This is a genomic window from Carnobacterium sp. (genome assembly GCF_040274425.1).
Genome location: NZ_JBEMBC010000045.1, coordinates 1 through 22,044, shown reverse-complemented (window position 1 = coordinate 22,044; position 22,044 = coordinate 1). Strand labels below are relative to the sequence as shown.

General features: G+C 35.1%; 22 protein-coding genes and 1 riboswitch. Of the genes, 18 read left to right on the top strand and 4 right to left on the bottom strand.

Annotated elements, in window-relative coordinates; genetic code table 11:
• The first annotated feature begins 223 nt into the window (after nucleotides 1-223).
• Nucleotides 224-403: a 2-hydroxymuconate tautomerase gene (gene thmT / locus ABS911_RS09550; RefSeq protein WP_187949106.1), complete on the top strand. Its 180-nt coding sequence runs from the start codon at nucleotides 224-226 to the stop codon at nucleotides 401-403.
• A gap of 46 nt (nucleotides 404-449) precedes the next feature.
• Here the strand turns inward: thmT and yidA are convergent, their stop codons facing one another.
• Genes yidA through ABS911_RS09535 form a run of 3 tightly spaced genes read right to left on the bottom strand, consistent with a single transcriptional unit; the run spans nucleotide 450 to nucleotide 3,546 of the window.
• Nucleotides 450-1,289 (bottom strand): sugar-phosphatase, encoded by an 840-nt coding sequence (yidA, locus tag ABS911_RS09545; protein ID WP_350467380.1) that lies wholly within the window; start codon nucleotides 1,287-1,289, stop codon nucleotides 450-452.
• Nucleotides 1,286-2,680: an HD domain-containing protein gene (locus tag ABS911_RS09540; protein WP_350467379.1), complete on the bottom strand. Its 1,395-nt coding sequence runs from the start codon at nucleotides 2,678-2,680 to the stop codon at nucleotides 1,286-1,288. Before ABS911_RS09540 ends, yidA begins: the two co-directional genes overlap by 4 nt.
• Nucleotides 2,677-3,546 (bottom strand): lipoate--protein ligase family protein, encoded by an 870-nt coding sequence (locus tag ABS911_RS09535; protein ID WP_350467378.1) that lies wholly within the window; start codon nucleotides 3,544-3,546, stop codon nucleotides 2,677-2,679. Before ABS911_RS09535 ends, ABS911_RS09540 begins: the two co-directional genes overlap by 4 nt.
• Nucleotides 3,547-3,754: 208 nt before the next feature.
• Between ABS911_RS09535 and ABS911_RS09530 the strand changes: the two genes are divergently transcribed.
• The 16 genes from ABS911_RS09530 (at nucleotide 3,755) to ABS911_RS09455 (ending at nucleotide 20,011) form a co-directional block, all read left to right on the top strand.
• On the top strand, nucleotides 3,755-4,186 hold the full coding sequence (locus ABS911_RS09530) for a YwiB family protein (RefSeq protein ID WP_350467377.1): 432 nt from the start codon (nucleotides 3,755-3,757) through the stop codon (nucleotides 4,184-4,186).
• Between the two features lie 44 nt (nucleotides 4,187-4,230).
• Nucleotides 4,231-4,848 carry a DNA-directed RNA polymerase subunit delta gene (rpoE, locus tag ABS911_RS09525; protein ID WP_350467376.1) on the top strand — a complete coding sequence of 206 codons (618 nt, stop codon included), beginning with the start codon at nucleotides 4,231-4,233 and terminating at the stop codon, nucleotides 4,846-4,848.
• Nucleotides 4,849-5,116: 268 nt separating this feature from the next.
• Nucleotides 5,117-6,715, top strand: a complete 1,599-nt coding sequence (gene pyrG, locus ABS911_RS09520; RefSeq protein WP_350467375.1) for a CTP synthase — start codon at nucleotides 5,117-5,119, stop codon at nucleotides 6,713-6,715.
• A gap of 133 nt (nucleotides 6,716-6,848) precedes the next feature.
• Entirely contained in the window at nucleotides 6,849-7,706 is an 858-nt protein-coding gene (gene fba, locus ABS911_RS09515) for a class II fructose-1,6-bisphosphate aldolase (RefSeq protein WP_350467374.1), read from the top strand.
• A gap of 268 nt (nucleotides 7,707-7,974) precedes the next feature.
• Complete coding sequence (gene murA / locus ABS911_RS09510) at nucleotides 7,975-9,243, top strand: UDP-N-acetylglucosamine 1-carboxyvinyltransferase (RefSeq protein ID WP_350467373.1); 1,269 nt, start codon at nucleotides 7,975-7,977, stop codon at nucleotides 9,241-9,243.
• 12 nt (nucleotides 9,244-9,255) lie between these two features.
• Entirely contained in the window at nucleotides 9,256-10,551 is a 1,296-nt protein-coding gene (gene rho / locus ABS911_RS09505; protein ID WP_350467372.1) for a transcription termination factor Rho, read from the top strand.
• 143 nt (nucleotides 10,552-10,694) lie between these two features.
• Nucleotides 10,695-10,964: a type B 50S ribosomal protein L31 gene (locus ABS911_RS09500; protein WP_023176747.1), complete on the top strand. Its 270-nt coding sequence runs from the start codon at nucleotides 10,695-10,697 to the stop codon at nucleotides 10,962-10,964.
• 472 nt (nucleotides 10,965-11,436) lie between these two features.
• Entirely contained in the window at nucleotides 11,437-12,204 is a 768-nt protein-coding gene (locus ABS911_RS09495; RefSeq protein ID WP_350467371.1) for a hypothetical protein, read from the top strand.
• A gap of 238 nt (nucleotides 12,205-12,442) precedes the next feature.
• A complete protein-coding gene (locus ABS911_RS09490; protein ID WP_350467370.1) occupies nucleotides 12,443-13,540 on the top strand; it encodes a D-alanine--D-alanine ligase in 1,098 nt (365 codons plus the stop codon).
• Between the two features lie 104 nt (nucleotides 13,541-13,644).
• Nucleotides 13,645-15,033, top strand: a complete 1,389-nt coding sequence (locus tag ABS911_RS09485) for a UDP-N-acetylmuramoyl-tripeptide--D-alanyl-D-alanine ligase (protein WP_350467369.1) — start codon at nucleotides 13,645-13,647, stop codon at nucleotides 15,031-15,033.
• Between the two features lie 85 nt (nucleotides 15,034-15,118).
• A complete protein-coding gene (locus tag ABS911_RS09480) occupies nucleotides 15,119-15,829 on the top strand; it encodes a Bax inhibitor-1/YccA family protein (protein WP_350467368.1) in 711 nt (236 codons plus the stop codon).
• A gap of 488 nt (nucleotides 15,830-16,317) precedes the next feature.
• Nucleotides 16,318-17,898 carry a degradosome RNA helicase CshA gene (gene cshA, locus ABS911_RS09475; protein ID WP_350467367.1) on the top strand — a complete coding sequence of 527 codons (1,581 nt, stop codon included), beginning with the start codon at nucleotides 16,318-16,320 and terminating at the stop codon, nucleotides 17,896-17,898.
• A 205-nt stretch (nucleotides 17,899-18,103) separates the two neighbouring features.
• The gene (acpS, locus tag ABS911_RS09470; RefSeq protein WP_350467366.1) at nucleotides 18,104-18,454 is read left to right on the top strand and encodes a holo-ACP synthase; all 351 of its coding nucleotides are present in this window, start codon (nucleotides 18,104-18,106) and stop codon (nucleotides 18,452-18,454) included.
• A 273-nt stretch (nucleotides 18,455-18,727) separates the two neighbouring features.
• Complete coding sequence (locus tag ABS911_RS09465) at nucleotides 18,728-18,976, top strand: hypothetical protein (protein ID WP_350467365.1); 249 nt, start codon at nucleotides 18,728-18,730, stop codon at nucleotides 18,974-18,976.
• A gap of 27 nt (nucleotides 18,977-19,003) precedes the next feature.
• Nucleotides 19,004-19,354, top strand: a complete 351-nt coding sequence (locus ABS911_RS09460) for a type II toxin-antitoxin system PemK/MazF family toxin (RefSeq protein ID WP_035021324.1) — start codon at nucleotides 19,004-19,006, stop codon at nucleotides 19,352-19,354.
• Between the two features lie 110 nt (nucleotides 19,355-19,464).
• Nucleotides 19,465-19,510, top strand: a riboswitch (PreQ1 riboswitch).
• A 9-nt stretch (nucleotides 19,511-19,519) separates the two neighbouring features.
• Nucleotides 19,520-20,011 carry a QueT transporter family protein gene (locus ABS911_RS09455; RefSeq protein ID WP_350467364.1) on the top strand — a complete coding sequence of 164 codons (492 nt, stop codon included), beginning with the start codon at nucleotides 19,520-19,522 and terminating at the stop codon, nucleotides 20,009-20,011.
• A 48-nt stretch (nucleotides 20,012-20,059) separates the two neighbouring features.
• Here the strand turns inward: ABS911_RS09455 and cbpA are convergent, their stop codons facing one another.
• Nucleotides 20,060-20,701, bottom strand: a complete 642-nt coding sequence (gene cbpA / locus ABS911_RS09450; RefSeq protein WP_350467363.1) for a cyclic di-AMP binding protein CbpA — start codon at nucleotides 20,699-20,701, stop codon at nucleotides 20,060-20,062.
• Between the two features lie 230 nt (nucleotides 20,702-20,931).
• On the opposite strand from cbpA, the gene ABS911_RS09445 reads away from it, so the two are divergent.
• On the top strand, nucleotides 20,932-21,636 hold the full coding sequence (locus ABS911_RS09445; protein WP_350467362.1) for an O-methyltransferase: 705 nt from the start codon (nucleotides 20,932-20,934) through the stop codon (nucleotides 21,634-21,636).
• The last annotated feature ends 408 nt before the right edge of the window (nucleotides 21,637-22,044 follow it).

Here is a 22,044-nt window from a genome sequence, read left to right as displayed (position 1 = left end):
CTCCATTTCGTCCACCAGTATTAATTGCTGTAGTTTGATACATTAATTTTGAATCTGCCATATTTGTAATTCTCCTCTCTAATTATCGTACAAATCAAGTATACTAATAGTGAGGATAAAACTCTAATAATCTGTTTGGGGCAGTTTAAAAGAAAAACTAGTTGTAAAGTAAAAAGTGTATCGCTAAAATTGAGAGAAGAACACATGGGAAGGAGAGGGATTTATGCCATTTGTACATGTTGAATTAGTTGAAGGACGGACAGCAGAACAAAAAGCTGGTTTAGTCAAAGATATTACAGAAGCAGTAGTAAAAAATACTGGAGCAACCGAAGACCGAGTTCATGTTATTATCGAAGACATGAAAAAAACCAACTATGCTGTTGGTGGGAAATTACTGGGTTAAATAAATAAAAAATAAGCTATGAGTTGCTATACTCATAGCTTATTTTTTATTTAGTATAGCTATCAGCAGGAAGTGCTTCAAAAGCAATGGCCTCAATAGCTGTGGCGACTCCATCGTGTTCGTTTGTATCCGTAACGTAATTACTGATTTCTTTTACGCTGGCGATAGCATTTCCCATTGCTACACCCATACCAGCATATTCAAGCATGTCTTTGTCGTTTTCATTATCGCCAATAGCCATAATGTTTTCTCTTGGTATGCCTAAAATTTCTCCCAAATCTTTTAGTGCTTGTCCTTTACTAGCAGATTTATTCAAGACTTCTAAATAAAAAGGTTCGCTTTTTAAAATAGTGTACTCATCGTAAAAATCTTCTGGGAACTTGGCAATAGCTGCATCTAAAATATCAGGTTCGTCGATCATCATCATTTTGCTGATTTCAAGAGCTGGATCCATTTCCTCAACTGTGCGATACCGAATAGGCATATTAACTAAAAATGACTCTCTTACACTGTAAGGGCTAATGTCTTTGTTAGCAGTGTAAATGTATTTTTCATCAATTGTATGGCAATGTACATCGACTTGACGGCTCATTTCTTCAATTCTCAAAAAATCTTTATGACTTAAAGTATGGTGAGCGATAGCTTTACCGTTATGTGATTGTTGGACTAATGCGCCATTATACGTAATCACATAATCGCCCTCTTCTTCTAGGTTTAGGGCTTCTAGGATTGGTGATACTCCTGGTAATGGGCGACCAGTACAAACAACAACTTTGATGCCTTTTGTTTTAGCAATCTCGATTGTTTCTTTTACTTTCGCTGTTATTTTTCTTTCAGGGGTTAACAAGGTACCATCTAGATCGATAGCAATTAATTCGATAGTCATTTAAGTGAATCCTCCACTGGTTTATTTGGGTCTGTAATAGCCCCATTTTTAATATAACGATTAAATTCATGATACAAGTCTTCAAATAACGTGATTTCTTCAGAACTTCTAGGTTTTAGAAATTCTTTTGGTACATAAAAGCGTTCGTCACCACGAACTTTTCCTGTTATAGAAGACACAATTTCACTAACTTTAGATAGCTCTACTAATGTACCATCTTGATAAACCAATTCAATTTGTGTGCGGTTGGTATCTTGATGGGGTCGATAAAAGTCATACGGTAAGTCATAACTGTTATTGACCGCTGTATAATAATCCGTATCGTAACCTGCTTCACGAATAATAGTCTTTAGTTTTTCAATTAAATCCATATCCGCTTTACTGGAAAATTTAACGGATTTGAAAGGGTGTCGATCAAGAAATCGTGTAGCTAAATCACTTAAAATAGGATCTTTTTCATCTTTCCATAATGTAAAGTAAGTAGCTAACACACCATCGTCCAGTTTTAAATAATCGTTAAGTGTAAAGTTCTTTTCAAAAAAGGGAATGAGTAGATTTAGCTGGTCGTTAAATTGAATTTCTGGATTAAGGTACATTTTTTTTGCGCGTTTCAGCAGATGATCTAAAATAACCTCCATGCCTCTTGAAACTGGATGGAAATAAACCTGCATGTACATTTGATAGCGACTCACGATGTAATCTTCAACTGCATGCATACCGGATAATTGGAAATAGATCCCATCTTTGTAAGGACGAATCACTCTAAGAATACGAGTTAAGTCAAATGTACCATAATTCACACCTGTATAGTAGGCATCACGTAACAAATAGTCCATCCGATCAGCGTCAATTTGACTAGAAATGAGTTGGACCACTTGTGGATTAGGATACGTTTTTTGGATGACGCTGGCAACTTGTGCTGGAAAATCTTCACTAATCTTAGCTAGCACTTTGAAAACTTCCGTTTCTGGAGAGGTGATAATAGCTACCGTGATCTCTTCGTGATTAGTTTTAAAAATATGTTCAAATGTATGAGAATAGGGCCCGTGTCCAATGTCGTGTAAAAGTGCTGCGCATAAGGCAACTAATCGTTCATTATCATCCCAACCGCCATCATCTGGTGTCTGAGTAGCATAATTTCGTTGGAATTTATCACATATTCGACGAGTAATTTCGTATACACCTAACGAATGAGTGAAACGGGTATGTTCTGCACCATGAAACGTTAAGGAAGAAGTACCCAATTGTTTGATTCGACGCAAGCGCTGAAATTCACTTGAATTGATTAAGTCTAAAATAATTTGATGTTGAACATGAATGTAATCATGGACTGGGTCACGAAAAACATGTTCTATTGGCAATAAAAAATTGGCATCGTAAAGGTTGCTCATTCGATTAACTCCTTATCAATAGAATTGCCAAGCATTTGTTGGTTGCGGTGAATCATTTTTTCAAATCCTTCATTATAGTCGGCTAATAGTTCTGAAGAATAATCGCCTAGAGAAATGGTGCAGTTCTTTTGAAGTAGGGTATCTAAGATCAACTGTTTCATTTCCTCCACAGTTAAAGAAATAGACAGCAACTCTTCTAAGGTAGCCATAACAGACGGATCGACTGATGGGAAATGCCATTTGACCGTTTCACCTTTTAGACCTGCTTGGTAAAAATCACGGATCATTTTAGCTCTTTTTTCTTGATTACCGTTTACACTGATGTAGATCATGATTGCTACGCCATTTTTTAATCGTCTTTGCGAAATGCCAGCAAATTTTTTACCATCGATACTTAAATCAAAATCTCCAGGGCAATAAGAATCTTTGATTTCATAAGCCTCACTTATCTTTCCAAACGGTTCGATAGCTTCATTAATCAATTGAAACATAAATTCATAGCCAGTATTGATGGGCATTTTTTGTTGAATATCTTCAGGCAATATAAGAGAAAAATTCAATACGCCTTCATCTCCAACTACAGCCAATCCACCTGAATTTCGCACAATAAATGAGTGGTCATAATTTTTTATGACGTCTAGTGCATCTTTGAAGTAAGGTAATTTTGTATCCATCATACCTAAGATAACCAAATTCGAAGTTGGCCAAAAATGTAAAATATTTTTTTTATACTTTCCAACATAACGCAATAAACTATCCGTTAATGCGAAGTGAGAAATGGTTTTATTAGTAAAGGGCATTGTTGTTGATTCATAAAGTTCATAAGAATGATTGGTTAAAAAGTCTTTAGTATCAGTAGTATTCATTGGTTTTACTTCCTTTATTTAATTAGAAACTATAACTCTTCCTTATTATAGCAAATATTATTGCCGTGTTCTTCCTTTACCGTTTTAAAAAAGCATAATAATCCTGCAATTTATGATAAGATAGATATGCAATAAAGTAAAATCAATCAATTAAAAATTATTAATTTATGGTTAAATGACAAGAATAAAAAATATGAGGTGAAATAAATTGGATTTATCAAAAGGAAGAGTAGCGCAGATACATTTAGAGACAATCATCTCTCAAGGTAATGAAACTGAAAAACATGTATTTGATGAAGTAGGTAAAGTCGTTCAAATGAATTCATCTTATTACATTCGTTTTCAAGAAACTTATGAAACAGGAGTTGTTCCTGTGACAGTTAAAATCGACCCTTCTGGCATTGTGACTCTTACGCGTAAAGGTGAAACAACTACACGCATGAGATTTGATAAAGGCGAACGATTTGAAACGCTCTATCGTACGCCTCAAGGTACGGTAAATATAGAGACTATGACAAAAGATATGCAAATCAGTTATACAGATAAACCTTTTTCTGGAAGCGTCTCTATTGAATATGATTTATTTTTAGGAAAAGAAAAATTAGGAGATTACAAATTACAATTGCTTTTTACTGTTTAAATATTGTATGATAAAGAATAGACTGTTGAAAGGACGTGGCTTTCGTGAAATTAACAGAATTTGACGGGCAAAACAAAAATGAATTATCAATGATTGAAGTAGCTCATGCCATCTTAGATCAAAAAGGAGAGATCCTTGATTTCTCATCTTTGCTAAAAGAAGTACAAGAATTTTTAAACATAAACTCAAAAGAACTTGCTAATGCAACTTCTCAATTTTATACAGACTTAAATACTGACGGTAGTTTTATTTCCTTAGGAGAAAATCGTTGGGGACTACGTTCATGGTATCCAATTGATTTTATCGATGAAGAAGTAACTCAAGGAAATGAAGACGAAGCTCCACGCCGTAAAAAACGTAAAAAGGCTAGTGCATTTGTTACAGGGGAAGATGATATTGATTACAATGATGATGATCCTGAAGATGATGATTCTCCTGAAGAGGAAGAAGATGACGATGCTACTACTTACGGTGGACGTGTAGCGGTTGATGACCACGGTGTAATGATCGACGATGAGGACAAAGAAGATTTAGGCGAATACAAGGCAGATTTATCTGAATTAGGTACCGATGATGAAGAAGACGAATTGCCTGACGGTGTCGAAGGAGATCTTACAATTATTGAAGACGAAGATGAAGACGACTCTGAGGAAGAATATTAATAAAAATTCTGTCAAAGTAATTGGCTGATGATTTTTTTAAGATGAAGTTCTACTTTTAGGAATTACTTGACGGTTCTCGCAGAGCTGTGTATTATGTATATTGGGCTCCCTTAAATTCATTTTTAAGGGACAAGAACGGAAAGTAATCAAAAAAGCTCCCTATTCTACTATGAATAGGGGGCTTTGTTTTTTTTATTACCCAAATGAGAAAGAATAAAAGGAATGATTGTTTCTTTACCCTAATTAAGATTAGAAGGAGTCGGTAAAAATGACAAAGTATATTTTTGTGACAGGCGGAGTAGTTTCTTCCATAGGTAAAGGAATTGCAGCAGCTTCTCTTGGGAGATTGTTGAAAAATAGAGGATTAAAAGTAACCATTCAAAAATTTGATCCATATATCAATGTTGATCCGGGAACAATGAGTCCTTACCAGCATGGCGAAGTTTTCGTAACAGATGATGGAGCTGAAACCGACTTAGATTTAGGTCATTATGAACGCTTTATCGACATCAATCTAAATCAATATTCTAATGTAACAACAGGGAAAATTTACTCAGAAGTTATACGCAAAGAGCGTAAGGGAGAGTATTTGGGAGCAACGGTACAAGTTATCCCGCACATTACCAATGAAATCAAAGAAAAAATCATGCGTGCAGGACAAACAACGGATTCTGATATCGTTATAACAGAAGTTGGCGGTACGGTAGGAGATATCGAGTCACTACCCTTTTTAGAAGCATTGCGTCAAATGAAAAGCGATGTTGGCTCTGACAATGTGATGTACATCCATACAACCCTGATTCCTTACCTTGGTGCAGCTGGTGAAATGAAAACAAAACCTACACAACATAGTGTAAAGGAATTACGTGGGCTAGGAATTCAACCCAATCTTTTAGTTATTCGGACAGAAAAACCTGCTCCACAAAGCTTAAAAGATAAATTGGCTTCATTTTGTGATGTTGATTCTGAAGCCGTTATTGAATCGCGTGATGTAGATACGCTTTATTCCATTCCGTTAAATTTACAAAAACAAAATATGGATCAAATCGTCTGTGATCATCTGAAAATAGATGCACCGCCTGCAGATATGTCAGAGTGGATTGCGTTAGAACAAAGAGTATTGCACCTATCTAAGAAAACAAAAATTGCATTAGTTGGAAAATATGTTGAATTACCGGATGCTTATTTATCGGTTATTGAATCATTAAATCATGCAGGATATGCGCTAGATTCTGAAATTGAAGTTGATTGGATCAATGCAGAAGAAGTGACAGCTGAGAATGTTGAAAGCAAATTAAAAAACGTGGATGGCATTCTTGTTCCAGGAGGTTTCGGAGATCGCGGCTTAGAAGGTAAAATTTTAGCCATTCAATATGCACGTGAAAATAAGGTTCCATTCTTAGGGATTTGCTTAGGCATGCAATTAGCTTGTGTAGAATTTGCACGTAACGTTGTAGGGCTAGAAGGAGCGCATTCTGCAGAAACAGACCCGGAAACACCACATAATATCATTGATTTAATGTTGGATCAAAAAGAGGTCGTAAACATGGGTGGAACGTTGCGTCTTGGACTGTATCCTTGCAAATTAAAACCTGGTTCTGTAACAGCAAAAGCGTATGACAATGCTGAAGTTGTTCAAGAACGTCACCGCCATCGTTATGAGTTTAACAATAAATACCGTACTCAATTGGAAGAAAAAGGTTTAGTGTTTTCAGGGGTTTCGCCAGACAATCGCCTAGTTGAAATAGTGGAATTATCGGACCACCCATTTTATGTGGCGTGCCAATTTCACCCAGAATTTATATCTCGTCCAAATCGCCCGCAAAAATTATTTTTAGGTTTTATAACTGCAACGTTGAATAAATAATTCTGAAAAGGTCATGAAAACTAGATAAGTATTATAATATTTATGGATATTTTAGCGTGTGTTTGGTATAATGACAACGTTGACTAAGAGCATCTTAGTAAATAAAAAGATTTCCTTAAGGAGGAAAAGATATATGAGTCGTTTAGTTAGTATGACAGATATGTTAAATAAAGCATTAGAGGGTAAATATGCTGTAGGTCAATTCAACATCAACAACCTTGAATGGACACAAGCTGTATTGGAAGCTGCAGAAGCAGAAAAATCACCAGTTATTTTAGGTGTTTCTGAAGGAGCAGGTAAATACATGGGTGGCGTTAAAGTTGTAGCAGCAATGGTTGAAGCTTTGATGGAAACAATGAACATTACAGTCCCAGTTGCATTACACTTAGACCATGGTTCTTCTTTTGAAAATTGTAAATCTGCAATAGATGCTGGTTTTTCTTCTGTAATGATCGATAACTCTGCATTTGTAATTGATAAAAATATTGAAGAAACTAAAAAAGTTGTAGAATACGCTCATTCAAAAGGTGCATCAGTAGAAGCAGAAGTTGGAACTGTTGGTGGTACTGAAGATGGCGTTACTGGTGGAGTAAACTATGCAGACGCAGAAGAATGTCTACGTATGGTAACTGACGCTAAAATCGATGCTTTAGCTGCAGCTTTAGGATCAGTACATGGTGACTATGAAGGCGAACCTGTTCTAGGTTTTGACGAAATGAAAATCATCTCTGATTTAACTAAAACTCCTTTAGTATTACATGGAGGATCTGGAATTCCTGAGTTCCAAATTAAAAAAGCTATTGAAAATGGACACTCTAAAATCAATGTAAATACTGAATTACAACAAGTTTGGACAAAAGCTGTACGTGAAAAATTAAGCACTGACGACAAAGTTTACGATCCGCGTAAAGTTATTGCACCTGGTAAAGATGCAATCATTGCAACAGTTAAAACTACAATGCAAAGATTTGGGTCTTCTAACCAAGCTTAATTAAACAAACTAAAAAAACTTTGCCTAAAGGGCAAGGTTTTTTTAGTTTGTTAAAAGATATAGTAATTGTAAGTTGTTTCAAGGTATAGTAAGATTAAAACAGCTTATTTTACATAAAAAAAGAGATGGAGTCATCAAATCTCTTGCTGAAATGAAATCATCTGAATACAACAAAAAGCAACCACTCAAACTAAATAAATAAGAGTGTAGGGTGATTTTTAAGGTTCCTAATTTACAACTAGATTTCAGAAGATAATGGAGGTATAACATGAAGAAATTAGTCATTAATGGTGGAAAGAAATTATCCGGTGAAGTAACCATCAATGGGGCAAAAAATAGTACGGTTGCTTTGATACCAGCAGCAATACTGGCAGATTCACCTGTTATTTTAGAGGGTGTACCAGATATTCAAGATGTCCATTCATTAATTGATATTCTGAATGTGATGAAGGTAGAAACGACTTTTGATGGTTCGACACTTACGATTGATCCTACAAATATCGTTTCTATTCCTATGCCGAATGGAAAAATCAAAAGTTTGCGAGCATCGTATTATTTTATGGGTGCGCTACTCACTAAATTTGGTAAAGGTGTCGTTGGATTACCTGGTGGATGCTTTTTAGGACCTCGTCCGATAGATCAGCATTTAAAAGGGTTCCGTGCTTTAGGAGCTAGTGTAGATAATGAGATGGGTGCTATGTATCTAAGAACCGATGAAAAAGGATTGGTGGGTACAAGAATGTATCTAGATGTTGTATCGATCGGTGCGACCATCAATATTATGCTTGCTGCAGTAAAAGCAAAAGGAAAAACGATCATTGAAAATGCCGCGCGTGAGCCTGAAATCATTGATGTTGCAACACTATTAAACAATATGGGTGCTAAAGTGAGAGGTGCAGGTACCGATATTATTCGTATAGATGGCGTTGATGAGTTACATGGATGTCGTCATACGATTATACCGGACCGAATAGAAGCTGGTACGTATCTTGCGCTAGCAGGAGCTGTGGGTACAGATATTACAATTAAAAACGTTATCGTTGAACACTTGGAAGGTTTATTGGCTAAAATGGAAGAAATGGGAGTCCCAATGGAAATTGGAGAAGACAGCATTCGAATAAAAGAAGCCAAAAATTTAAAAGCTGTAAATGTCAAAACACTTCCTTATCCTGGATTTGCAACGGATTTACAACAACCATTAACACCTCTTTTATTAAAAGCAACGGGCACTTCTTTAATTACGGATACAATCTACCCTAAACGTGTTAAGCATATACCAGAGTTGATTCGTATGGGTGCAAATGCTCGCGTTGAAAGTGACATGATCTTAATTGAAGGTCCCAATCAATTGCAAGGTGTAGAAGTTGAAGCGAGCGATTTAAGAGCTGGAGCATGTCTTATAACAGCTGGATTAATGGCACAAGGGACTACAACAATTACTGGTGTTGAAAATATTTTACGTGGATATGATCAAATCGTAGAAAAATTAACGGCTTTAGGTGCAGATGTTCAAATGATTAAAGATGACAATAAATAGGAGTTAACTAATATGAGTGATTTAGTAACGTTAGTCGAGTTAGAAGGAAAAACATTAAAAGAAATTTACAATTATGCAAAAGAACTTAAAATTCCTTATTATAGTCAAATGAATAAGAAAGAATTAGCATTAGCCGTTATACGTGCGCAAGAAGAAAAACAAGGATTTTTTATTGTTGAAGGTGTATTGGACATTATGGCGCAACAGGATTTTGGTTTTTTGCGTCCCATCAATTACACACCAAGTAAAGAAGATATCTATATTTCTTCTTCTCAAATTAAGCGCTTTGGGTTGAGAAACGGAGATAAGGTGTCAGGTAAAGCTAGGCCGCCAAAACCGTCAGAACGTTATTATGGTTTGATGCAAGTGAATTTTGTAAATGGAAAAAATCCAGAAGATGCAAAAGAACGCCCTCATTTTCCAGCATTAACGCCTCTTTATCCTGAGAGACAAATATCTCTTGAAACAACGCAAACAAAGATTTCAAATCGAATGATCGATATTTTAGCTCCTGTAGGTTTTGGGCAGCGTGGGTTGATCGTAGCTCCTCCAAAAGCCGGTAAGACGATTCTGTTAAAAGAAATTGCAAATGGCATTGCTGAAAATTATCCTGATGCTGAATTGATTATTTTGTTGATCGATGAACGTCCAGAAGAAGTCACGGATATCGAGAGAAGCGTTAAAGGTGAAGTTGTTTCTTCAACATTTGATCAACAGCCACAAAACCATGTGCGGGTAACGGAATTGGTTCTAGAAAGAGCGATGCGATTAGTAGAAGATAAACGAGACGTCATTATCCTAATGGACAGTATTACCCGATTAGCTCGTGCTTATAACTTAGTGCTTCCTCCAAGCGGAAGGACGTTAAGCGGGGGACTTGATCCAGCAGCTTTATATCGGCCTAAGCGATTCTTTGGAGCAGCGAGAAACATTGAAGAAGGCGGAAGCTTAACTATTTTGGCAACTGCATTGATCGATACGGGAAGCCGCATGGATGATATGATCTACGAAGAATTTAAAGGTACCGGAAACTCTGAGTTGCATTTATCAAGAGAACTTTCTGAACGACGTATTTTCCCAGCAATCGATATCAAAAAATCAAGTACCCGAAAAGAAGAACTTTTATTGGAAAGCAGTAAGTTAGAAGTGATTTGGAAGTTGCGTCACGCAATGATCGGAGATTCCTTAGATTTAACAGATCAGTTTATAAAAAAATTGCAAAAATCAGAAAATAATCAACACTTTTTCACTAATTTTACAGATAATACACTTACTCAAACGAAAAAAACAAGAAACTCTCATCGCTAAAAATTAATTAGTTGCAGGTGATAAGTACCAATAAAAAAGAATTGCTTTGCTAAGAGAAATATGCTATTATGCTAATGTTGTCTAAAGACAAAAAATCAACTCTGATTCAGCAGATGTATCAGGGCATAAGGAGAGATTTATATATGAAACAAGCAATTCATCCAGATTACAGACAAGTTGTGTTTATGGATACTACAACAGGCTATAAATTCTTATCAGGTTCAACTAAAAATTCAAGTGAAACAGTTGAATGGGAAGACGGTTCTACTTACCCAATGATCCGTGTCGAAATTTCATCTGACTCACACCCATTCTACACAGGACGTCAAAAATTTACACAAGCAGACGGACGTGTGGACCGTTTCAACAAAAAATACGGTATTGCAGACGCAAACAAAAAAGAAGAAGCGTAATAGCTATCTACTTTTTAAAAAGGACCAGACATTTGTCTGGTCTTTTTTTTTATGTAATTAAAGGTTGTTAACACACTATTGGTAATTGATAGAATAATTGTACCTTCTCGTATTTAAGGGTCCTTTAATTTTTGCTAACAGATTACGTGCTTTTCATCAGCTATTTTGGTACGATGATAAAAAGAGAGACAGTCAAAATTGTTTTTACTCTAATTGAAAGTTGCACATATTTAAGGCCAATGAAAATGTTTAGATGTCTACAAGCAAGTTCAATGACAATTTAAAATCTAACTAGCCTATTTAAGATCCCTTGTTTTGAAACTGATTTTTCATAATGTGCTAATTGTCACAACATTGTCTTAATAAAGCGGATACAGCAGTTATTTGTAATCAGATTATTACCTAATTGATACAGATAAGTTGCTGTGTAGATAGTACAATGTAAGGATAAAAAATAAGGGGAGAATGTGTTGTGCCTTCAGAATTCACTTATGTTCATTTAGATACTATTACAAATGCTGTTTTGAGTAAGGGTATCACGATGGACGAATACAAAGATGTCGTTAAGAAACCGCCAAAAAATATTTTGCTGCTGAATGCCCCTCAAGGCGTAGGTGAATATGACTCCCACACTGGATTTCGTATGATTCGGGGAATAGCTAAAATCCAAGAATACTTTGATAAAAGCCAATATATAAGTGAAATTCCTTCTAAATGGATAGATTTCGATAGTGTTGAATTAATGAGGCAATTAACACCGGTTGAAATTGCTGAATTGCTGTATATTGCCCACGCTCACACACATTTACATTCGCCTTTTTATTACAAGTTGCAAAATAATTTTATCCATTTAACATTACCTAAAGGGATGACAAAAGTTTACCATCGACATTTAGAACAATTTTATAGCCTTTTGTCGGTCAACATCACAAATAATTTAGAAAAAAAAGTAAATGATAAAAGAAACTTGTTTATCTTTAAAAAAACTAAAAAGATTACTCGTATACCAGTTTCTGAGATAAAAAGCTTGCTGCCTATACTCAGAGAAGGAGTCATTTTTTCATACAAACAGATAAGCATAACTCAAGAAGTGTATGAAATTCCAATCTACCTAGCCGAAGATCGTTTGAAGTTTGACGGTAGAAATTTCACTAATAAAGATTTGTTGGGAAGTATCTGTTTTAACGAGATAGATCAAAAATGGTTCTTTAAAGAAGAAGCAATTGTACAACCATCGTAAGGGAAAGTCTTACTAGTTAACTGGATTCGCTCGTAGGTTGTGTGCTTTCTAACCTATCGGGCGTTTAGGTAGCTTGAAAGGCTTTTTTTGAGCGATGAAAAGTGAGTTAGATGTAGATTAATTCTGAATAATTGTTTCTAAAGAGGTGTGCTATTTTTCTATAAAAAAATATGGTACAATAATTTTTGAATTATAAGACTAAGATAAAGATGCCTAAGTAAATTCGGAGGATAACTAAATGAAAATCTTTCTAGTATATGGTGGAAAAAGCGCAGAGCATGATATTTCAATTTTGACTGCCTTTTCTATTATTAAAGAAGTATATTATGATTATTATGAAGTAGAACCTATCTATATTACAAAAAGTGGTCAATGGGTTAAAGGTGCCATCGTTAAGCAAGCCAATGAAGTTAAGGATTCGGAAGCGTTAAAATTAACCATTTCGGACAGCGCCAAATTTGCAACTGATGAAAATCAAAACTCAGAAGGTATTCTTATTCAACCGTCTGATTTAAAAGAAGAAAATGCTGTGATTTTCCCAGTGTTGCATGGACCTAATGGAGAAGATGGAACCGTTCAAGGTCTGTTTGAAGTTATTGGAATGCCTTATGTTGGGGCTGGTGTTCTAGCTAGTGCTTGTGGAATGGATAAAATCATTAGTAAGCAACTCTTTCAACAAGCTGGATTGCCACAAGTTCCCTATGTGCCTGTAAGAAAAGCTGAATGGTTAAATGATAAAGAGAGTGTTTTTAAACAATGTGAAGGTACGTTATTTTACCCGATGTATATAAAGCCGGCAAATCTCGGATCTAGTGTAGGAATTAGTAAAGCTGAAAATAGAGATGAATTAGTTGAAGCAATTGAACTAGCTTTGCGTTATGATCGAAGAGTTGTTGTTGAGCAAGGTATTGAAGCTAGGGAAATTGAAGTCGCTATCTTAGGAAATGATGATATTCATATCTCTGTTCCAGGAGAATTAGTGAAAACTGTTGATTTTTATGACTATGAATCAAAATACCTTAACAATGAGGTTGTGTTGCAAATTCCCGCTTTAGTTCCAGAGGACGTTAACGTACGCTTGAGAGATTATGCGGTGCGTGCTTTTCAAGCACTTGATGGAAGTGGTTTAAGTCGATGTGATTTCTTTTTAACAAGCAACGATGAATTGTTCATTAATGAAGTCAATACAATGCCTGGTTTTACACAATTTAGTATGTACCCTACTTTATGGAAAAATACTGGATTGAATTACGGTGATTTAGTTGAAGAGTTGATTCAGCTAGCATTAAGAAGACATCAAGAACGTATGTCTTTTCAGAATGAAAACGATAAATAATAAAACGTGCTACTAGGAACAGAGGCTGGGCTATGTGCCTAGTCTCTGTTTCTTTTAGGAAGCATGGATGATGGACTTTTTATTGAACTTGAAGGAGGATAATAATGATTTCTTTAACCGTGAAAGAAATTGCAATGGCAGTTGGAGCAATAAATGATACGAATCAATGGTCTGACCAAGAAGTAACATCCGTTAATTTTGATACTCGAAAATTAGTTAAAGGGTCATTGTTTGTACCGTTATTAGGAAATAATGATGGGCATAATTTTATTTTAAAAGCTGTTGAAAATGGAGCAGCCGTTTCTTTATGGAGCAAATCTTTAAACGACTTACCGCTTGAATTGGAGAATAAGTTTCCTGTTATTCAAGTAAACAATACGTTGAAAGCATTGCAGGATCTAGCTAAATTTTATTTAACTAAAGTAGATCCAAAAGTTGTTGGTATTACTGGAAGTAATGGAAAAACAACTACGAAAGATATGGCGGACGCTGTTTTATCTAGTCAATACCGTGTGCATAAAACACAAGGAAACTTTAACAACCACATTGGACTTCCAATAACGATTCTTGAAATGCCAATGGAAACTGAAGTCGTTATTTTAGAAATGGGAATGAGTCGTGCTGGAGAAATTAAAGTGTTATCAGATTTAGCTAAGCCGGATGTTGCTATTATAACCATGATCGGGGAATCCCATATTGAATTTTTTGGTTCAAGAGCTGGGATCGCAGATGCGAAAATGGAAATTTGTTCAGGTTTAAAAGAAAATGGTGTGCTGATTTATCCTGGAGAAGAACCATTACTACAAGAAAGAGTAACAGTTTTAAAAGGTTCGCAATTGAAGACCTTTGGAACATCTCCTGAAAATGATTTGTATCCACTAAATATAGATGCTCAAATGAACCAAACGAGTTTTGTAACCAATGAGAAGCCTGATTTAGTGGTAAGTTTACCTGTTTTAGGAACATATAACGTGAACAATGCGTTAGCTGCTTTAATGGCAGGAATGACTTTAGGGATCTCAATTGAGAAATCTGCTCCAAAACTAGCCCGATTTCAACTAACTAAAAATAGAACAGAATGGCTAAAAGGAATAAATGAGAGCAGTATTTTAAATGATGCTTATAATGCGAACCCTACTGCTATGAAAGCTGTTTTGGATAATTTTAGTACATTTACAAATACAGGTAAGAAAATAGTTGTTTTAGGAGACATGTTGGAGCTAGGAGAACGGTCATCAGAGCTGCATCTAAGCGTTAAAGATTCGCTTGATCCAACTCGAATTGAAAAAGTTATTCTCTATGGCGAGCAAATGACTGTATTGTATGAAGCTTTAAAGGGAACATTCAATGAAGAAAATCTTTTCCATTTTACTGGAGAAAAAGAGCCATTGATTCAATTTGTGAAAAAACAAATTGATCATGGAGATTATATTCTTTTAAAATCAAGTTTGGGAACGGATTTACTTTCAGTTGTAAGAGCACTTCAAGTGTAAGCTGAAAATATGTCTAAAGACTGAGTGATTAATTTAGAAAATTTGTTATACTGTTACTATAGAATAAGTTAAGGGGATGGGTAATATGAACACACCAAGAAAAGAAGTGTCCAATCAAACAATTAATACTGCTGGCTTATCTAAGTTTTTTGCATCGATCTATAGTTATATGGCAGTAGGATTAACTATCACGGGAATAACAGCTTTTTATGCGTCTCAAAGTGCGTTTATTTTGAATTTAGTTTTTGGAACACGTTTCGGATTTTTAGGTTTTTTTATTGCTGAGATTGCATTGGTAATGAAATTGTCTGCAAATGGAGCTAAACTAAAATCAGCAGGTGCATCAATTGTTGGATTTATTGCGTTTGCGCTTATTAATGGAATCACGCTATCTTCTATCTTTTTAATGTATGATTTAGGCAGTATTGGTGCAGCTTTCATTTCTACAGCAGCATCATTTGCAGGTATGAGCATAGTAGGTTTTACAACTAAAAAAGATTTAACTTCTTTAGGTGGACAATTAAGAGGGGCTTTGATCGGTTTGATCATAGCTATGTTAGTAAATGGTTTCTTCCTTCAAAGCGGACCGGCCGATATGGTTCTATCTTTTATCACCGTCGTGATTTTTATTGGTTTTACAGCATATGATACTCAAAAATTAAAAGAACTTTATGTGCACTATTCAGGAGAACAAAATTTAGGTGCACTAGCTATCAGTGGAGCATTAAATTTGTACCTAGATTTTATTAATATTTTTCTTGGCTTGTTGCGCATCTTTGGTGGCGGAAGAGATTAATCAATTTTTAGCGATCGAAATAAAAGTGAATAAACCGATAAAACTAAAAGCAGAGTGTGCAAACACAGCTTTTAGTTTTTTTTGAAAAGGGATTATGTCAGTTAGATGAGCAAGAAAGATTGAAAACGCAAACTAAAATAGGGGAATTCACAGATTGAAAAGAAAATAAAAAAAGGAAACGTGTTCATTGAAACAAAAGGTCAAATCAATTGATAAACTAAAATATACATGATAGAATGTATTAGATTGAAGAACATTCTTTAATAAAAAATGAAACCATCGAGGGTTTTGTGAAACTAGATAAGCAGATAAACTTGGAAAATATTTCAAGTTTTTTATATGAAATGAGAAACTTGGTGTACATTCAACCGAACGAACATCGAGTTTTTATATGGAGTTACAGCAACAGGTGCATTGATTAAACTAATGAAGGTGCCTGTATTTCGCAAAAATCTCTCTTTAAGGTTTTAAAATTGGGAGGAAATATATTGAAATTTACAGAATTAGGTTTAGCACCTGAGTTATTAAAATCAGTAGAACGTTTAGGATTTGAGGAAGCAACACCAATCCAATCACAAACTATTCCACTGGCACTTGAAGGGAAAGACGTTATTGGGCAAGCACAAACAGGAACTGGTAAAACAGCTGCGTTTGGTTTACCAATGTTACAAAAAATTGATGTAAATAACCGTAATGTACAAGGATTAGTTATTGCACCTACTCGTGAATTAGCTATCCAAACACAAGAAGAATTATTCCGTTTGAGTCGCGATAAAAAAATTCGTGTTCAAGTTGTTTATGGTGGAGCTGACATCAGTCGCCAAATTCGTGCTTTAAAAGACGCACCACACATTGTTGTTGGTACACCGGGCCGTTTATTAGATCATATCAAACGTAAAACATTGAAATTAGGTCATGTTGAAACTTTAGTATTGGACGAAGCGGATGAAATGTTGAACATGGGATTCATTGATGACATTGAAACAATCATTCATGAAGTTCCAGCTGAACGTCAAACTTTATTATTCTCTGCTACAATGCCACCTGCTATCAAACGCATTGGTGTACGTTTCATGAGTAACCCTGAACACGTTCAAATCAAAGCAACAACAATGTCTGATAGTTTGATCGAACAATTCTTCGTACGTTGTAAAGACTTCGAAAAATTCGATATCATGACTCGTTTATTTGATGTTCAAACACCAGAATTAACGATTATCTTCGGTCGTACAAAACGTCGCGTAGACGAATTAGCTCGTGGATTAGAAGCTCGCGGATACCGTGCAGAAGGAATCCATGGAGACCTTTCTCAACAAAAACGTATGAGTGTTTTGAAATCTTTTAAAACAGGTAAATTAGATGTTTTAGTAGCAACTGACGTAGCTGCTCGTGGATTAGATATTTCCGGAGTAACACACGTATACAACTATGATATTCCTCAAGACCCGGAAAGTTACGTTCACCGTATTGGACGTACTGGTCGTGCAGGAAAAGAGGGTGTTTCTGTAACATTCATTACACCTAATGAAATGGGCTACTTGCGTGTTATTGAAGATTTAACTAAAAAAACAATGACTCCATTGCGTCCACCAACAAATGCTGAAGCTTTTGAAGGTCAAATTAAAGCATCAATTGATGAAGTAGGTTCTATCATTGACGCTAATGGTTTAGACCGTTACGAAAAAGCTGCTGCACAATTATTGGAAACTTATACAGCTGAAGATCTTGCTGCTGCATTCCTTAAGAGTGTGACAAAAGATGCTGATGAAGTACCAGTTAAGATTACTCCAGAACGTCCATTACCTGGCCGTAAAGGCGGAAGTCATGGTGGCGGAAGCAACCGTGGTGGAAGTGCAAGTAAAGGCGGATACCGTGGCGGAAGCAGCCGTAGTGGCAAACCTTCTGAACGTCGTGGTGGCGGAAGTGGAACTGGCGGAAGCGGAAAATGGAATAAAGATTCAAGTCGTGGTGGAAGCGACAGCCGTCGTAAAGACAGCCGTGGCAAATCTACTGATAACCGTCGTAAAGCTGGCGGAGAACGTAAATTTACTATTCGCGATAAAGATTAAAAGTGTAAGTGGAAAAGGTTGGGACATTGTCTCAACCTTTTTTTATATGGTTGAATAGGTATTAAATATGAGTGGAAAAACTAAATGAAAACATTTTTTATTCTTTAGAAGTGACATAAGAGCTATTATTTGATAAAATTAGTGTAATATTATAAAATTTAGTTTACAGCACTAAAGAAATAGCCTAGTGTAAATGAGGTGTAAAGTGATAATAGGGATTGGTTTGGATATAACAGAAATCTTACGTATAGAAGAAGCTTATTTAAAAAGAGAAACTTTTTCTAAGCGTGTGTTGACCCCAGTAGAATGGGAAATATTTTCTGGTTTAACAGGTTCTCGAAAAATTGAATTTTTAGCTGGTAGATATGCTGCAAAAGAGGCTTTCTCAAAAGCGATGGGAACTGGAATCGGGAAATTGGGTTTTCAAGATATTGAGATTTTACCCGATCGTTATGGGAAACCAATTGTTGAAAAATCTCCTTTTAATGGACAAGTGTTTTTGTCTATTACGCACACGGATACCATTGCAGCAGCACAAGTGATTTTAGAACGATAGAAAAGGAGAATAATAAAGTACTATAGTTGAAGACTAAACCATACATACAATTGTGTTGCAAAAACTAATTGGAATGATTCTAATTAGTTTTTGCAAAATAGCTTAGCTAACGCTTTAAAATACTTAAAGGTAAGATCAAATTTGTCTATAAAATGAAACTTGGGTTTAAACATTATCTAGAGTTTCAATGCTTTTCAATTCATGTTACCATGTTCTTGAAGCGAATCCTTTTTATGGGGTATGAAAAGGTAATCTTTTAGGAGGTATGGGGTAATGGATGAGGATAAAAACATAATGAAAGTTAATTTAGCGCCGGGAATTTACAGAGAAGTTAAAGAATATTGTGCAATTGCAGATATTGATGAAAACGATTTTGTTAGTTCGGTAGTAAATTGTTTTTTAGATGAAAATTTAATAATCTATGATACCATGCGTAAAGGATATGCAGAGATGTCTCGTATCAATCTTGATATTTGTGATGAATTTGAAGTTTGTGAAAAAGAGGTCGGTGCCCAATTCTAACCAGGTGTTATAAGGAGGAAAATACCTATGGTAAGACGGGGAGAGATTTATTATGCTGATTTATCGCCAGTTATAGGTTCGGAGCAAGGTGGAATGCGTCCGGTTTTGATTATTCAAAATAATGTAGGCAACCACTACAGTCCAACCGTTATTATTGCAGCAATAACAGCGAAAATCCAAAAGGCTAAGATGCCTACCCATGTTGAAATCTCAGCAGAAGAGTATAATCTTGAAAAAAATTCTGTTGTCTTGTTAGAACAAATAAGAACAATTGATAAGCAACGTTTACGGGAAAAAGTAACTCAATTAGATTTTAAAATGATGAAAAAAATAGATGAAGCTCTTGAGATAAGTATTGGATTATCAAGACAAGTCTAATAAAAAATGTACCTAGCTTTTAGCGTTCGTTCATTTACGAATGCTTTTTTTATTTGTTTATTTAAATGAAATTGAATAAACGAGAGTAAAATGATATGCTATAAAAGTTGTAAAACGTGGTTCGTTGACCATCCCACGAAAAAAAACTAGGAGGAAGTGGAAATAATGAAAATAAGAAATTTGGTAATAAATGCTGTAGTTGCAGCTTTGTATGTGGCAATCACTTCGGCATTTGCTTTTATGTCTTTTGGAGCAATTCAATTTCGAGTAGCTGAAATGTTAAATCATTTAGCTGTATTTAATAAAAAGTATATTATAGGAATAGTTGGTGGAGTGTTTATTTCTAACCTTTTTTTCTCAACTATGGTTGTCTATGACATAGTATTTGGCGTTGCGCACACGTTGCTGTCGTTACTTATAATGAGTGGGATAACAAGAAAAATAACAAATGATTGGGTGAAGATGAGTGTCAATACGATAGTGTTTACTATCGGTTCAGCCTTGATTGCATTGGAATTATATCTAGCGTTGCAATTGCCGTTCTGGCTTAGCTACTTAACTGTTGCAATTGGTGAATTTGTTGTTATGGGAATTGGTATGCCAATAATGATGTATATCGATAAAAAAATTCACTTTAGTAAACGAATAGAAGGATAGAAAAAAAGCTAAATGCATCAGCATTTAGCTTTTTTAGATAGCAGCAAATTAACTAGCGTTTTTTAAATCTTCTACTTCAACTACGCGAAATCCTTTTTTGCTTAGAGCGACAGTTAATTCTTTTAGACTATCTTTTGTCATGCCAGATTCTAAGGTGATCATTGTACGGCGAACTAAATCATCTTGCTCAACATCTAATGTAATGCAACTGGAAATTGAACAAAAACGGCTAATGATTTTTGCCATGTTTGCTAAGTCGCCCTTTTGACCAGTGGAAGCGATTGTTAAGACATAACTACCTGTATTCACGTTCCAAGATTGTTGAAGCATATTTAACAATGAACTATGAGTTAAAATGCCATAAAATCGACTATCTTCATCCAATACAGAAATGTATGGCAATTCTTTGATCGAGAAAAATACTTTGAAAAAAGATGCGTCAATAGAAATGAACTTAGTAGCATTTTTTAATAAATGCGTTACTGGTAAGTTCATATCTCCACCATTAGCTTTATGACGGTAAATATGCATTTTATAGATATTTCCTCTGAATATTGTTCCAGTTTCATCTAGAATAGGTATACAGCGAAAGCCAGATTTTTCAAGTATGTCGATTGCTTCTTGAAGGGTAACCGTTTCGCTTACAGTAGTAAGTTTATTCTTAGGAATACAAAGAGATTTTATAAGCATTTTGTGTCCTCCTTTAAGGATTGGGAATGATTTATTTAATTTGATAATAACATATAGTGCTTAAGGTATCCAATGCTTTTGAAAACGGATGAAAATTTATTTAATGATAAAGCAGTTAAGCATTAACAACATTAACTTGTCTGAAAGTATTTGGCATTCTATAATAAAAATGCAAATGGAAATTAGAATATAAAAATAACTGATAAAAATAGAAATGCGAGGGAAATGCAGTGAGAAATGAAATGATGTACCGGCCAGTTGTGGATAAAGAAGTAGTGGAGTTTCTTCGAGAAGAACAAAAGCCGCTTGATGGAAGTCTTGGAGAGATTGAACGCCAAGCAAATAAAGAAGGTGTGCCCATCATACCTCATGAAACAGTGGTGTTTTTGAATTTACTGCTAGGGCAGATAAAACCAAAACAAATTTTAGAAATTGGAGCAGCTATCGGCTTCTCATCAAGTTTGATGGCGCAACATGTTGGGGATGAAGGACACGTTACAACAATTGATCGTTATGACGTCATGATTAAAAAAGCAAGAAAAAATTATGAAGTTTTGGGGTTAACGGATAAAGTGACTCTGTTAGAAGGGCAAGCAGCAGATATTCTTTCAACACTAGAAGGGCCGTATGATTTTATTTTTATGGATAGTGCAAAATCCAAGTACTATGATTTTTTCCCGGATTGTATGAGATTATTAAAAAAAGGTGGAATGTTGATTGTTGATGATGTTTTACAAGGTGGAACAATTCTTGCTCCAAAGGAAGAAATACCTAAGAATAGAAGAACGATACATCGCAAATTAAATGCGTTTTTAGATGTAGTCATGCATCATCCATCATTAGAATCAAGTATCGTCCCGTTAGGCGATGGTTTGTTAATGGTAGTGAAACAAGATGATACTGATTTTTCTTATATGATAGAAGACAAGGTTTAAGTATGAAGCGCATTTCAGTAAAAAAATACCATGATGTATATTTTTTACTGAAATGTTTGTAAAATTAACAAAAGAATTAAAGGTTTAGTATTGACGAAAAAGAAAAATCTTGGTATATTAGAACACGTTGTTGCGATAGCAATAGCAAGAAAAAAGAATAAAAAGTAGTTCTTGACAAATATAATGCTGAGATGGTATTATATTGTGGTCATCGAAATTGCGATGTAGCGATTTTTTGGATAATTATACAGAATAAAAAATAATTATTTAAAAGTCGTTGACAACTTATTTGGAAGGTGTTATACTTCAGTAGTTGTCAGATGAAGTGATTGACCTTTGAAAACTAAACAAAGTAAGACGAACCAAATGTGAGGGTGACTCAGCAGTGCTGAGTCAACAGTAACAAAA